Here is a 13,978-nt window from a genome sequence, read left to right on the forward strand (position 1 = left end):
GTCTATCTGCCCGGCGCGGGCTGGATCGGCCTGGACCCGACCTCCGGCCTGCTGGCCGGTGAAGGCCACATCCCGCTGGCTGCCACGCCCACGCCTGGCAGCGCAGCGCCCATCAGCGGCGCCGTCGACAAGGCCGAGGTCGAGTTCGAGCACGAGATGAGCGTCACGCGCATCTACGAATCGCCGCGCGTGACCAAGCCCTACACCGAAGAGCAATGGGCCGAAGTGCTGCTGCTCGGCGAGCAGGTGGACCGCGAACTCGCCGCCGGCGACGTGCGCCTGACGATGGGCGGCGAGCCCACCTTCGTGTCCATCGACGACCGCGACGCGCCCGAATGGAACACCGAGGCGCTGGGCCCCACCAAGCGCATCCACGCCCAGCAGCTCACGCACAGGCTGCGCGACGAATATGGCCAGGGCGGCTTCCTGCATTTCGGCCAGGGCAAGTGGTATCCCGGCGAACAGCTGCCGCGCTGGGCGCTGTCCATCTACTGGCGTGCCGACGGCCAACCCTGTTGGCGCAATCCGGAGTGGTTCGCTGACGAACGCGAGGGCCACGCTTACACGAGCACGCATGCCCAGGCCTTCATGAGCGCACTGACGCGCCGCCTGGCCCTGCCAGACAGCCATGTCGAGCCCGCTTACGAGGACACCTTCTACTACCTGTGGCGCGAGCGCCGCCTGCCGGTCAACGTCGACCCCTTCGACTCACGGCTGGACGACGAGATGGAAAGGGCGCGCCTGCGTCGCATCTTCGAGCAAGGCCTGGCCGAGGTCGTCGGCTATGTGCTGCCGATCGCCCACAGCGGCGACTCGCCGGCCCTGGCCGGCACGCGCTGGCAGACGGGGCCCTGGTTCTTCCGCGACGATCGCCTCTACCTGCATCCCGGCGACTCGCCGATGGGCTGGCGGCTGCCGCTGGACTCGCTCCCCTGGGTCAGCAAGGGCGACTACCCCTATCTGATCGAGCAGRATCCTTTCGCACCGCGCGGCATGCTGCCGGCCGCGGCGGCACTGCGGGCGCAGACGCTGGGCGTGACGTCGGCCGGGCCGGTGCCGGGCCTGCGGCTGGGGGGCAAGGCCGGTGCTGCTGCGGGTGGCGCCGGCATTGGTGGGGCAGGGGCAGGCGACGCCTCGACCCAGGCCGCACCAGGCCGCTTCGAGAGCGCCCGTGACGTCACGCGCACGGCGCTGTGCGTCGAAGCCCGCGACCCGCGGCGCGCCAACGGCCCCGCGGCCGAACGCAAGGGCAAGGCCAGCGGCGTGCTCTACGTCTTCATGCCGCCGCTCGAAAAGCTCGAGCATTACCTGGAGCTGTTGACGGCGGTGGAGGCGGCTTGCGAGGACACGGGCTACAAGATCGTGCTGGAGGGTTACCCGCCGCCGCGCGACCCGCGCCTGAAGCTGCTGCAGGTCACGCCAGACCCCGGCGTCATCGAGGTCAACATCCACCCGGCCCACAACTGGCGCGAGTTGGTCGACCACACCGAGTTCCTGTACGAAGCCGCGCGCCTCACGCGGCTGTCGAGCGAGAAGTTCATGATCGACGGCCGCCACACCGGCACCGGCGGCGGCAACCACTTCGTGCTCGGCGGCGCCACGCCGTCGGACTCGCCCTTCCTGCGCCGCCCCGCGCTGCTCGCGTCGCTGCTGGCCTACTGGCACAACCACCCCAGCCTGAGCTATCTCTTCAGCGGCCTTTTCATCGGCCCCACCAGCCAATCGCCGCGCGTGGACGAGGCGCGCAACGACCAGTTGCGCGAGCTGGAGATTGCGCTGGGCGAGATCCACAAGCTCGGGGACAACGTCGCTCCTTGGCTTATCGACCGCACGCTGCGCAATGTACTGGTCGACGTGACTGGCAACACGCATCGCAGCGAGTTCTGCATCGACAAGCTCTACTCGCCTGACTCCGCCACCGGCCGCCTGGGCCTGCTGGAGCTGCGCGCTTTCGAGATGCCGCCGCATGCGCGCATGAGCATCGTGCAGCAACTGCTGCTGCGCGCGCTCGTCACCCGCTTCTGGAACAAACCCTACCGCGCACCGCTGGTGCGCTGGGGCACGGAGCTGCACGACCGCTGGCTGTTGCCGCATTTCGTGCGCGAGGACTTTGCCGACGTCATGCAGGACATGCGCGAGGCCGGCTATGCCTTCGACGCCAATTGGTTCGCGCCGCACTTGGAGTTCCGCTTCCCGAAGTACGGCGAGTTCGTGGCCCGCGGCGTGCATGTGACGCTGCGCGGCGCGCTGGAACCCTGGCATGTGATGGGCGAGGAAGGCTCGGCCGGCGGCAATGTGCGCTATGTGGACGCGTCGCTGGAACGGATGGAGCTGCTCGTCACCGGCCTCGTCGACCCGCGCCACCGTGTGACGGTCAACGGCGTGCCCGTGCCGCTGCAGCCCACGGGCCGCGTCGGCGAGTTCGTCTGCGGCGTGCGCTACCGCGCCTGGCTGCCGGAGTCGGCCCTGCACCCCACCATCCCCATCCACGCGCCGCTGACGCTGGACCTTGTCGACACCTGGCAGAACCGGTCCTTGGGCGGCTGCCGCTACTCGGTCGCGCACCCGGGCGGGCGCAGCTACGAGACGCTGCCGGTCAACGCCTATGAGGCCGAGAGCCGCCGCCTGTCGCGCTTCGTGGCCATGGGCCACACGCCGGGCCAGGTCGAGGTGGGTGAGCCGAAGCGCAGCCTGGAGTTCCCGTTCACGTTGGATCTGCGCAAGGTGGGCTGATGTAGCACAATTGCGCTACAACATTGGAGCCCCCCATGTCGACGACGACCATTCGCCTGGAAGACGACTTGAAGGAACGCGTGAGCGAAGCCGCCGCGCGGGCCGGCAAGACGGCGCATGCCTTCATCCGCGATGCCATTGCCGAGTCGGTCGAGCAGGCGGAATTCGATGCGGAGATGGACAGGATCTGCGAGGAGCGTTGGACTGAGTTCCTGAAGACTGGCGAAGCCGTCAGCCTTGACGAAGCCAAGGCGTACTTCGATGCCAAGGTTGCCGGTAAGCCGGCGGTACTGCCGAAGCCTCGCAAGATTCTCGAATGACGCGTGTCGAGCTTGGGCGCGGTGCAATTGACGATCTGGATCGCATCACGGACTTTCTGATGGCGCACGATGCTGACAACGCCGTCGAGCGCAAAGACGAGTTGCTCGATGCGCTGCGTGTGTTGACTTACGCGCCAGAAATCGGACGCCGTGCCGGCACYGGCACGCGTGAACTGGTCGTCGGCCGCGCTGCACGAGGTTACGTCGTCCGCTACCGATACGTGCCGCGCGCTGATGTGGCCGTTGTAATCTCGATTCGCCACCAGCGCGAATCGCGCTAAGACCCGAAACATGCGCATCGAAATCGAACCCGGCGTCCGCCTCTTCGTCGACATTGAGGGCCTGGGCCATGAGCCCGTCGGCCCCGAACTGCGCGAGAAGCCGACGCTGATCCTCATCCATGGCGGCCCGGGTTTCGACCATACCGCCTTCCGGCCCTTCTTCAGCCGCTTCACCGATCTCTGCCAGGTCGTCTACTTCGACCAGCGCGGCCATGGCCGCAGCGACCCGCGGCCGGCGGATGAGTGGGTGCTGGACGTCTTCGCCGACGACATCGTGCGGCTGTGCGACGCACTGGGCGTCGTCAAGCCCATCGTGCTGGGCCAGAGCTTCGGCGGCTTTGTCGCACAGCGCTATCTGGCCCGCCACCCGGAGCACCCGGGCAAGGTCGTGCTGTCCAGCACCTCGCATCACTTCGGGCTGGAGCGCAAGATCGAGCGCTTCGGTGCGCTCGGCGGGCCGGACGCCGCGGCCGCCACGCGCGAGTTCTGGGAGAACCCCGGCCCGGCCAGCTGGGCCGTGTATGAAAAGGTCTGCCGCCGCCTCTACAACACGCAGCTCAAGAACCCGAACGCCGGCGGCTGGATGATGTTCAAGCCGGAGATCCTGTTCGCCCACACCCGCACCGAGCTGCGCGACATGGACCTTCGCCCGGGCCTCGCGAATGTGCAGTGCCCGGTGCTGGTCATGGCCGGCGAGCAGGACCCGGTCACGCCGCCGCAGRACGCCGAAGAGATCGTTGCCGCGCTACCGGCGCAATGGGTGCAGTTCGAGCGCTTTGCCAACGTGGGCCATGGCGCCTGGCGCGATGACCCGGAAGCGGCCGAACGCGTGTTGCGCGCCTTTCTGTCGCCGCGTGGCCAGGTTGCCAGCGAGCCGGGCTTGCCGGCGCCCTGAGCAGTGACCGGCGCCAGCCGGCGCACCCCCCGCAGCCCCGGGCCGGCGCCGCGCGGACATTGCTCGACAATGCCCTTTCCGCCTTCTTCGCGCCGCATGACCGCATCGATCCTCCTCGCCCATGTCTGAGCTCACCCCCAGCCAGTGGAGCCTGCTTCCCGACGAGCCCGAGGAGGTGCTGGCGCCCGACCCGCTGGCGCTTGCCGCTTCGGCCGCGTTGCGCAGCCGTGACGGCCACTTCTATGAGCTGACCGGCCAGGTCAACCAGCCCGGCGAGCCCCAGGGCGGCCTCACCGAGCGCTGGCGTCGTTTCTTCGCGGCCGGCGGTGCGGCGGGTTGGCAGGAGCTCAGCGCCAAGGCCCTGCGGGTGCAGCGCCGCGTGCTGGAGGACGGTGCCAGCTACAACGTGCACAGCGATGCCCCACCGCTGCCCGGCCAGGACGAGAGAGAGGGTGCGCCGCTGGCCCGCCACTGGCCGCTGGAACTGCTGCCCATGCTCATCGAGCCGGACGAATGGCGCCATATCGAGGCCGGCATCGCCCAGCGCTCGCGCCTGCTCAACGCCGTCATGGCGGACACCTACGGCGAGCGCAAGCTGTTGAGCGAAGGCCTGCTGCCCGCGTCATTGGTGCTGGCCCACCCGCAATACCTGCGCGGCATGCATGGAGCCAAGCCGGCCGCAGGCGTTCACCTGCATGTGCTGGCCTTCGACCTGACGCGTTGCGCCGACGGCCATTGGTGGGTGGTCGGCCAGCGCACGCAGGCGGCGTCGGGCCTGGGCTATGTGCTCGAGAACCGCCTCATCATTGCCCAGCAGTTCCCCGAAGCCTTCCGGCAGATGGCCGTGCAGCGCCTGGCGGCGAGCTACCGCGACTTCATCCAGACCCTGACCCAGCTGTCACCCGCTGGCGAGCGCAGCCGCGTCGCGCTGCTGACACCGGGGCCGCGCAACGAGACCTATTTCGAGCAGGCCTTCCTGGCGCGTTATCTCGGCATCACCCTCGTCGAAGGCGCCGACCTGACGGTGCGCGCGGACAAGGTCTATCTCAAGACCCTGGCCGGCCTGGAGCGCGTGCATGTGCTGCTGCGCCGCGTTGATGACACCTGGCTGGACCCGCTGGAGCTGCGCCCCGACTCCATCCTTGGCGTGCCGGGGTTGCTGCAGGCAGCGCGTGCCGGTGAGGTCGTCATCGCCAATGCGCCGGGCGCCGGCTGGCTGGAGAGCCCGGGCCTGTCAGCCTTCTGGCCCGGCGTGGCCGAGAGCCTGCTGGGCGAGGACCTGACGCTGCCAGCCATCCAGAGCTGGTGGTGCGGCGAGGACAGCGCCTGGCGCAGGTTGCGCCCGCGGCTGGCGGAGTTTGTCGTCGTGCCGACCTTCTCGGCCAGCAGCACGACGCGCAGTTTCTCGCCCATCGTCGCCGCGGAACTGACCGACGAGCAGCTCTGGGAGCTGGCCGAGCGTATCGACGCCGACCCCACCGCCTACACCTTGCAGGCCCGCGTCAAGCCCACCAAGCAGCCGGTCTGGACGCGCGGCGCGCTGGAGCCGCGCGTGGCCGTGCTGCGCGTCTTCGCAATGACCGACGGCCAGGGCGGCTGGAAGGTGCTGCCCGGCGGCCTGGCGCGCGTGGCGCCCAAGCGCGACCCGCTGGCCGATGCCTGGCTGTCCATCCAGCGCGGCAGCTTGAGCGCCGACACCTGGGTCATGACCGACGGCGAGGTCGACCCGACGACGCTGCTGGCCCAGCCGCTGCAGGCCGCCGACCTGCGCGACGTGCACTGGACGGTGACCAGCCGCGCCGCCGAAAACCTGTTCTGGCTGGGCCGCTACACCGAGCGTGCCGAGAACAGCGCCCGGCTGGCGCGTCATGTCATCGAGGCCAGCGTCATGGTGCAGCGCGGCGCGATGCCGCCGCCCATGCTGCCGCTGCTGGACGCGCTGGCGCGCCGCCATGGCCTTGTCGGCGCCAAGGCGCCCGCGGCCGAGGACGACCCGCGTGGTTTCGAGCGTGCGATCCTGACGGCCCTGCTGCCGGCGTCCGGCGAGACCAGCGTTGGCTGGAACCTGCGTGCGCTGCAGTCCTGCGCCCAGGCGCTGCGCGAGCGCCTGTCGCCCGAGGCCTGGCGCCTCATCCACGAAACAGCCGCCCAGTTCGAGCAGCATCTGCGCGCTGTGCTGGACCGCCCCGGTCCGGGCACGCCGGTGACCGATGTGCTCAATGTGCTGGCGCGCGCCGACACCCACCTGGCCGCCATCACCGGCGCCCAGACCGACCGCATGACGCGCGATGACGGCTGGCGGCTGCTGTCCATCGGCCGCCAGATCGAGCGCCTGTCCTTCCATGCCGAGGTGCTGGCCGAGACCTTCGAGCATGGCTTGGCGCTGACCGAGGACGGCTTCGGCCTGCTGCTGGGCGTGTTCGACTCGACCATCACCTACCGTGCCCAGTTCCAGGCGCGCCGCGAGGCACCGCCATTGCTGCATCTGCTGGTGCACGACACCGACAACCCGCGGTCGCTGGCCTGGGTGGCGCGCACGCTGCGCGACCGCTTCGCCAAGCTGGCCCGCCACGATCCCGGCTGGGCCGCCGACATCGCTGCCGAGCTGCCCGTGCCCGAGGCCTGGCCGCTGGCCGAACTGGCGGCGTCAGGGCCGGCCCTTGTCGAGCATCTGACGCGCGCGGCGGCCCAGGCGGGCGAGTTGTCCAGCCTGATCAGCCAGCGTTATTTCGCGCATGTGCTCGGCGCAGAACAGCGAGTCTGGCAATGACAGGCATCCGGCTCGCCGTCCATCACGTCACCGAGTACACCTACGACGACTCGGTGGAATGGGCCTATCACGCCGCCTGCCTGGCGCCGCGCCACACGCCCTGGCAAAAGGTCAGCGACTGGCGGCTCAACATCGACCCGTTGCCGGACGGCTGGGGCGTCGAGGGGCTGGAGCTGGACACGGGCGAGCTGGCCCGGCATCTGCGCCGCGACCCCTGGGGCAACCAGCACCTGAGCTTTGGCCATGCGCGCGTGCATGAACGCCTCGTCGTCGACAGCCGCTTCGAGGTGGAGCTCAGCGACCGCCCGGTGCCCGAGCCCGGCCGCGGCCAGGCCTGGGAGGCCGTTGCGGCCGGCCTGCGCTACCGCGCTGGCCGTGCGCTGCAGGAGGCCGACGAGTTCGCGCTCGCCTCCAACTACGCCGCACCCGACGAGACGCTGCGCGCCTATGCGCGCCGCGCCTTTTCGCCCGGCCGCACGCTGGCCGCCGGCGGCCTGTCGCTGATGCACCAGATCCACACCGACCTGCGCTATCTGCCGCAGAGCACGACGGTGGCGACCCGCGCCGCCGACGCGCTGGCCCTGCGCAGCGGCGTCTGCCAGGACTTCGCCCACGTCTTCATCGCCGCCTGCCGCTCACTGGGCCTGGCGGCGCGCTATGTGAGCGGCTATCTGCTGACACGCCCGCCCGAGGGCGTGACCAAACTTGTCGGCGCGGATGCCTCGCATGCCTGGGTTGAACTGTGGTGCCCCGAGCAGGGCTGGCTGGCCCTGGATCCGACCAATGCCGTGCCTGCGGGCCTGGACCACGTCACGCTGGCCTGGGGCCGCGACTATGCCGACGTGGCGCCGCTGCGCGGCGTGCTGCGCGGCGGCGGCGTGGCGACACTGGGCGTGAGCGTCAGCGTAGAGCCGATGGCCGACTGAGCGGCGTCAGCTCCGCAGCAGCGGCAGCACCGACACCACCATCAGCGCCGCGGCACCCCAGTTGAAGGCCTGCAGCGCGCGCGGCCGGTGCAACCAGCGGCGCATCTGCTCGCCCAGCAGGGCCCATGAGCCGCAGCAGGGCAGGTTGACGAGGACGAAGACGGCTGTCAGCGCCGCGATGCCGAGTTCGCCATAGGCCGTCACGGCCGTCAGCGCCATGGCCCAGGCCTTGGGGTTGACGACCTGGAACAGCGCCGCGGCGCCAAAGCCCATGGGCCGGCCCTGGCCGCCGCCTTGAGCGGTCGGTGGCGCGGCGCTGGCGATCTTGACCGCGAGGTAGAGCAGATAGGCCAGGCTTGCCCACTTCAGCACCTCATGCAGGCCGGGGTAGCGCGTGAAGACCTCGCCCAGCCCCAGGCCGACGAGCACCAGCATGACGCCGAAGCCGAAGCTGATGCCCAGCAGATGCGGCAGGCTGCGGCGCCAGCCGAAATTGGTGCCCGAGGCCAGCAGCATCAGGTTGTTGGGTCCGGGCGTGATGGACATGACGAAGGCGAAGCCGGTGAGGGCGGCCAGGGTGCTGAGGGTGGTTTCCATGGCGCGCAACTCTAGGCAGGTCGGCGTCGAATGGGCTTGCGTTTTGCAGTGCCGCCTGCCGGTCTTGTGCAATCATCTGCGGCCATGGATGCCATCGACGAGAAGATCTTGCGCGAACTGGTCAAGGACGGGCGCCTGACCAATGCCGAGCTGGCCCAGCGCATCGCGCTCAGCCCCTCGGCCTGCCTGCGCCGCGTGCAAGAGCTGGAGCGGCTGGGCGTCATCAAGGGCTACCGGGCGGTGCTGGACCCGACGCTTTTGGGACTGGGCTTCGTCGCCTATGTCGCCATCGGCCTGTCGCGCCACACGCTGGACGAGCAGCTGAGCTTCGAGCAGGCGATGAAGGACTGCCCGGTCGTGCGCGAGTGTCACAACGTGACCGGTGCCTTCGAATACCTGCTGCGTGTGGAGGTGGCCGACCTGCCGGCCTACAAGCGCTTCCATGCCGACGTGCTGGGCGGCCTGCCGCAGGTCAGCATGATCACCAGCTACATCGTCATGGACTCGCCGAAAGACGAACGCGGTTGAATCTTGGTGCCCCTCGCCCAGTCTTGCCCCGCTGGACGCGGCCAAGCCTGGTCGGTCCCCCGAGGGGACGGCGATGCTTGCGGCATCGAGCCGCAAGCACATCGCCAGCGCGGGCCGGCTAGGGAGCGGCCCGGCGCTCGGCCCGCAGAGGGGTCAACGTTTTACTTTTCCGTCGCCCGTGAGCATCGACAGCTCCACGAAGCTGGAGCCGGTGTGCTTGGTGGGCGAGAAGTTCAGGTGATAGCCGCGTGACTCGTAGCCGGACAAGGTTTCCAGCGCGGCGATCAGTGCTTCGCGGGTGGGCCGGCCGCCCAAACGGCGCAGGGCATCGACGATGACGCGCGCCGCGACATAGCCTTCCATGCTCGTGTAGTTGGGCTCGGCCTTGGCGTCGAGCTTGCGCAGGGCCTGCTGGTAGTCGTTGACGAGGCCGACCGCGGTGCCGAAGGGCGACGGCATGACCTGCGAGACGACGATGCCGGCGGCGTCCTTGCCGAGCTCATCGGCCAGGGCCTGCGTGCCGACGAAGGACACGTTGTAGAACTGGCCGAAATAGCCTGCCTTGCGGGCCTCGCGGATGAAGGCGGCGCAGCTCTTGTACGCGCTGATCTGCACGATCGCCTCGGCCTGTGCCGGCACGAGGGTCTTGATGGCCGCCGCCACGTCGACACTGTTGCGCTCCACCGTCGCAACGGCCACCGGCTGCAGGCCACGTTTTTCCAGCGCGCGAAGCACGCCCTTCAGACCGGCCTGGCCATAGGCGTCGTTCTGGTGGAAGACGGCGATCTTCTTCAGGTCGAGCTGGGTCAGCTGTTTGACGATCAGCTCGGTCTCGTCGTAGTAGGACGCGCGGATGTGGAAAACCAGCTTGTTGAACGGGTCGCGCAACGCCTCGGCGCCCGTGAAGGGGGCGATGAAGGGAATCTTGGCGGCCGTCGCCAGCGGCAGCGCCGCCACCGATGTGGGCGTGCCCACATAGCCGAACAAGGCGAAGACATCCTCCTGGATGAACTTCTCGGTGTTGGCCTTGCAGCGCGCGGGCTCGTAGCCGTCGTCCAGCGTCTTCAGCACGATGGGCAGGCCGCCCACGCCGCCGCTGGTGTTGACGGCATCGAAATAGGCCTTGGCGCCGAGCTGCATCTGCAGGCCGAGCTGGGCGGCGGGGCCGGTCAGCGGCACGGACTGGCCGAGCACGATGGCGCGGCGTTCCTGGGCGCGTGCAGATGTGGCCGGCAGCGCAAGGCTGGCCAGGGCGAGATGGGCTTGGCGGCGGGTCAGCATGGGCGCGAATCATGCCCCAAGCCGGGGGCAGCTGTTACAACCGATCGGCGCACAGTGCCCGCCGGGCGTGAATACGCCCCGGCGGAAACGTTTGCTAACTTGTGCGTGCGCGAGCGCGGCCGGCGCGCTTGTTGGCGAACATGGCCTCGTCGGCGAAGCGCATCAGCGCATCCGCCGTCTGGCCATCCACCGGGAAGTGGGCCAGGCCCAGGCTGCTGCCCACGGCCACCTGCTCGCCCGAGCCCAGCGTGATCGGCTGGGACAGAGCGTCCAGCAGCCGGTTCAGCACCGGTTCGGCGTCGGCCGGCACCAGGGTCGGCGTCAGCAGCACGACGAATTCGTCGCCACCCAGGCGGGCCACCGTGTCGCTGGCGCGCAGGCCGGTGTGCAGGCGGGCGGCCACGGCCTTGAGCACTTCGTCGCCGGCGTCGTGGCCATGGCTGTCATTGATCTGCTTGAAGCCGTTCAGGTCGAGATAAGCCAGCGCAAAGACATGGCCGCTGCGCTCGGCGGCGGCAATGGCCTGCTTGAGCCGATCGCCCAGCAGCAGGCGGTTGGGCAGGCCGGTCAATGCGTCGTGCAGGGCCGCGCGCTCCATGCGCGCCTCGTGGGCCTTGCTCTGCGTGATGTCGACCATCATCCACAGCGACTCGCCACCCCGTTCGCTGGATACGGCGGGCAGCTCGACGCCGGCCAGGTCCACCCAGATCAACGAGCCGTCCTTGCGCCGCATCTGCAGCTGGGTGCGAAAGCGACCGCCGGCCTTGAGCTGTGGATAGGCCAGCGCACCCAGGGTCTCGTAAGCGGTGTCGTCGACGTAGAGCTGGCGCACCGGCGCACCGAGGAGTTCGCCCTCGGCGTAGCCGAACATGCGCTCCAGCGCTTGATTGCGCCAGACGGTCACGCGGTCCCGCAGCTTGACGATGCCGACCAGATCGCTTTCCAGCATGGCCTCCTGGTCCAGCGTCAACTGGTGCAACTGCTGGCGGATGCGATGGGTCTCGCTGATGTCGAACATCACGGAGCGGCTGCGCAGGTAGTTGCCGTTGGCGTCGTAGACGGCCGTGGCCGACAGGCTGACGCGGCGGGCTTCGCCCTGGCGGCCCTTGACGCTGAACTCCAGCTCCGAGATGCGCCCTTCGCGCATAAAGCGGGGGAAGGCCTGGCTGAACAGCAGGCGGCCCTCGGCATCGAAGAAGTCCGCCGGGCTGGCCTGGCCGATCAGCTCTTCGGCCGTGCAGCCCAGCCAGCTCAGGCCCAGGGCGTTGATCTGCAGGAAGCGCCCGTTCTCGTCCAGCGCGTAATAGGCACAGGGCGCGTTGTCATAGAGATCCTGCAGGCTCTGGCGCGCCTCGTCGGCCTGGGCCTGGAGCTGCTTGCGGGCCGTGATGTCGGACTCGATGACCATGAAGCCCGTCAGCGCGCCCTCGGCGTCGTGCAGGGGCTGGACCTCGACGTCCACCCAGTAGTCGCGGCCGTCCTTGGCGCGGCGTATCAGCTCCACCTTGCAGCCCAGGCCAACGCTCATGGCCTCGCGCATGCCGTGCACCGTGTCCTCGTTCGTCAGCTCTGAGTGCAGCAAGTCGCTCGGCCGCTTGCCCACGGCTTCCGCACTGGTGAAGCCGCTGAGCCGCGTGAAACCATCGTTGACCCAGTTGATGCGGCGTTCGGTGTCGGTGATCAGGACGGCGTTGGTCGTGTGGCTGGCCACCATGGCCAGCCGCGCCAGGTCGGCGGTCATGCCGCGCGCCATCTCCTCGGCGCGTGTGCGGCCGGCGGCCAGCAGATAGACCGTCACGGCCAGCAGCAGGCTCAGCAGCGCACCGCCCAGTTCCAGGCCCAGGCCCGACAGGCCCAGCAGCCGCATGGACGCCTCGCGGGTCAGCGCCGTATCGAGCATGAACTCGCGGCCGGCGACCGTGAAGCGCAACGAATCGGCCGTCGGCGCGTCACTCAGCTCGTAATCGGCCGCCTCGGCCGGTGCCAGCGCCTGGCCCGCGCGCGTCGCCAGCAGGGGCTGAAACTCGGCGTCGGTGGTCCGGACGGACAACTTCAGGTCCAGCAGCGATGACGCCGGCTCTGCCACGCCGCGCAGCAGGTCGCCCGCCACCAGCGGGGCATACAGCAGGCCGAGCAGCGCGGCGCGGCGTTCGGCCGGCGTGCCGGGGTCATGCCCCTGCAGATAGACCGGCACGAGCAGCAGGAAACCGGTGCCCTTCAGCGGGTCCTGCACCAGGCGCAYGGGGCCGGAAAGAGTCGCCTCGCCGCTGTCGATGGCCTGTTCGATGGCCTGGCGGCGCACCGGGTTAGCGCCGGAGTCGATGCCCCAGGCCGAGAAGTTGTGCGAGAACGGCGAAATCTGCGTGACGACGTAGAGCGTCGGGTCCTGGCCCGAGCCATGCACGCGGAATTCGGTGCCCCCCTCGCGCTGGCGGGCCGCGACGAAGGCGGGCAGGTCGCGGCGCGCCACCCTCTCGATGAAGCCGAAACCACGCACGCCGGGGAACTCGCGGGGCAAGTCGCGCGACTCGACATAGGCGTCAAAGGCCGCGCGGCTGAACTTGCCCTCCAGCGCCGCCAGCGCGCCGCGGGCGCCCTTGAGGCCATAGACCGGCATGGTCAGCCGCTTCACGACATCGGCCTGCAGCCGCTCAACCTGGCGTTCCTGCAGGCCGCGCGCCTCGGCGCCGGCGCGCTGCTGCTGCCAGATGACAGCGCCCGCTGTCAAAGCYAGGCCGATGGACAGCACGGCCGCGGCCGCCACCCATGCAGCCGTGCTGACCTTCTCTGACCCGGTAAAGCCGTCTCCGATGCGCAAGCCTTGACTCTTTTGTGGCGCGGCATGCTGCCTGCGTGGCGATTGAAGCATGTCCGGTCCGCGCCGTCAGCCCCATGGCGGGGCCGCCCGAGCACAATGCCAGCCATGAATATCTTCCTCATTCAGGCCCGCGCCAACCGCCTCGCCAACCGCCGCCTGCTGGGTGCGCTGGCAGCGCTGTCCGATGCCGATTTCCACGCCCCGCGCACCAGCTTCTTCCCCAGCCTGGCGCTGACGGCCAATCACATCCTCAATGTGGACCATTACTACCTTGCCGCCCTGCAGGGTGACGCAGCCATGCGCCACATCTGGGCCAGTTATGTGCCGGCGCAGACGGCGGCCGAGCTGGCGGCGCGGCAGGACGAAAGCGACGAGAAGCTGGTGGCGTTCTGCTCAGGCTTGCAGCCGGGCGACGAGGAGCGCATCGTCGCCTTCGACCGCGGCGCCGGTATCGAGAACGGGCCGCGCGAGCCGGTGGGGCGGGTGCTGGCGCATCTCTTCGGGCACCAGACCCACCACCGCGGGCAGGTGCATGCGATGCTGGCCGGCACGTCGGTGAAGCCGCCGCAGCTGGATGACTTCATCATGCTGGGCGATGACAAGCATCGTGTGGCGGACATGGCGGAGCTGGGTTGGGCCGAGCCGGTGTGACGGCAGACGCAAATGGCGGGTATGGCGGTAAGGCACAAATCGATCGCGTCCAACATCGAGCTGATCCGGCTCCTGAACTTCGGTGAGCATGCCCTGGCCGTCGACTGCGCCCAGGCCGCGCTGCGCAACCGCCCCTCCGACAGCAAGCTCTGGCAGTTGCTCGGCCTGGGCCATATGC

The 13,978-nt window shown here is 69.3% G+C and carries 11 protein-coding genes; 8 read left to right on the forward strand and 3 right to left on the reverse strand.

Annotation, left to right across the window (positions count from 1 at the left end; genetic code table 11):
* The 6 genes from AC1DU6_RS07910 to AC1DU6_RS07935 form a co-directional block, all read left to right on the forward strand.
* On the forward strand, positions 1–2,733 hold a 2,733-nt coding region (locus AC1DU6_RS07910; protein WP_477856570.1), incomplete at its 5' end, for a transglutaminase family protein.
* A 35-nt stretch (positions 2,734–2,768) separates the two neighbouring features.
* Complete coding sequence (locus tag AC1DU6_RS07915) at positions 2,769–3,053, forward strand: DUF6290 family protein (RefSeq protein WP_056202746.1); 285 nt, start codon at positions 2,769–2,771, stop codon at positions 3,051–3,053.
* On the forward strand, positions 3,050–3,334 hold the full coding sequence (locus AC1DU6_RS07920) for a type II toxin-antitoxin system RelE/ParE family toxin (RefSeq protein WP_457320096.1): 285 nt from the start codon (positions 3,050–3,052) through the stop codon (positions 3,332–3,334). The genes AC1DU6_RS07915 and AC1DU6_RS07920 overlap by 4 nt, the downstream gene beginning before the upstream one ends.
* A gap of 10 nt (positions 3,335–3,344) precedes the next feature.
* A complete protein-coding gene (locus AC1DU6_RS07925; protein WP_477856573.1) occupies positions 3,345–4,229 on the forward strand; it encodes an alpha/beta fold hydrolase in 885 nt (294 codons plus the stop codon).
* A 121-nt stretch (positions 4,230–4,350) separates the two neighbouring features.
* Positions 4,351–6,999, forward strand: a complete 2,649-nt coding sequence (locus AC1DU6_RS07930) for a circularly permuted type 2 ATP-grasp protein (RefSeq protein WP_457389915.1) — start codon at positions 4,351–4,353, stop codon at positions 6,997–6,999.
* On the forward strand, positions 6,996–7,925 hold the full coding sequence (locus AC1DU6_RS07935) for a transglutaminase family protein (protein ID WP_056202763.1): 930 nt from the start codon (positions 6,996–6,998) through the stop codon (positions 7,923–7,925). Before AC1DU6_RS07930 ends, AC1DU6_RS07935 begins: the two co-directional genes overlap by 4 nt.
* A 6-nt stretch (positions 7,926–7,931) precedes the next feature.
* On the opposite strand, the gene AC1DU6_RS07940 is transcribed toward AC1DU6_RS07935, so the two are convergent.
* On the reverse strand, positions 7,932–8,522 hold the full coding sequence (locus AC1DU6_RS07940) for a LysE family translocator (protein WP_457320092.1): 591 nt from the start codon (positions 8,520–8,522) through the stop codon (positions 7,932–7,934).
* Between the two features lie 84 nt (positions 8,523–8,606).
* Here AC1DU6_RS07940 and AC1DU6_RS07945 point away from each other — a divergent pair, with 84 nt between their 5' ends.
* The gene (locus tag AC1DU6_RS07945) at positions 8,607–9,050 is read left to right on the forward strand and encodes an Lrp/AsnC family transcriptional regulator (protein WP_457320090.1); all 444 of its coding nucleotides are present in this window, start codon (positions 8,607–8,609) and stop codon (positions 9,048–9,050) included.
* A gap of 153 nt (positions 9,051–9,203) precedes the next feature.
* On the opposite strand, the gene AC1DU6_RS07950 is transcribed toward AC1DU6_RS07945, so the two are convergent.
* Positions 9,204–10,331, reverse strand: coding sequence for an ABC transporter substrate-binding protein (locus AC1DU6_RS07950; protein ID WP_056202770.1), 1,128 nt, complete (start codon positions 10,329–10,331; stop codon positions 9,204–9,206).
* A 94-nt stretch (positions 10,332–10,425) separates the two neighbouring features.
* Entirely contained in the window at positions 10,426–13,149 is a 2,724-nt protein-coding gene (locus AC1DU6_RS07955; protein ID WP_477856576.1) for a sensor domain-containing diguanylate cyclase, read from the reverse strand.
* 105 nt (positions 13,150–13,254) lie between these two features.
* Here AC1DU6_RS07955 and AC1DU6_RS07960 point away from each other — a divergent pair, with 105 nt between their 5' ends.
* A complete protein-coding gene (locus AC1DU6_RS07960; protein ID WP_477856578.1) occupies positions 13,255–13,800 on the forward strand; it encodes a DinB family protein in 546 nt (181 codons plus the stop codon).
* Positions 13,801–13,978 lie beyond the last annotated feature (178 nt).

This window comes from Roseateles sp. P5_B10, from assembly GCF_056400485.1.

What these genes read in the sequence shown, in the direction of transcription:
- AC1DU6_RS07945 (WP_457320090.1), top strand. Translation starts at nt 8,607, where the DNA reads ATGGATGCCATCGACGAGAAGATCTTGCGCGAACTGGTCAAGGACGGG.
- AC1DU6_RS07915 (WP_056202746.1), top strand. Translation starts at nt 2,769, where the DNA reads ATGTCGACGACGACCATTCGCCTGGAAGACGACTTGAAGGAACGCGTG.
- AC1DU6_RS07950 (WP_056202770.1), bottom strand. Translation starts at nt 10,331, where the DNA reads ATGCTGACCCGCCGCCAAGCCCATCTCGCCCTGGCCAGCCTTGCGCTG.
- AC1DU6_RS07960 (WP_477856578.1), top strand. Translation starts at nt 13,255, where the DNA reads ATGAATATCTTCCTCATTCAGGCCCGCGCCAACCGCCTCGCCAACCGC.
- AC1DU6_RS07940 (WP_457320092.1), bottom strand. Translation starts at nt 8,522, where the DNA reads ATGGAAACCACCCTCAGCACCCTGGCCGCCCTCACCGGCTTCGCCTTC.
- AC1DU6_RS07935 (WP_056202763.1), top strand. Translation starts at nt 6,996, where the DNA reads ATGACAGGCATCCGGCTCGCCGTCCATCACGTCACCGAGTACACCTAC.
- AC1DU6_RS07930 (WP_457389915.1), top strand. Translation starts at nt 4,351, where the DNA reads ATGTCTGAGCTCACCCCCAGCCAGTGGAGCCTGCTTCCCGACGAGCCC.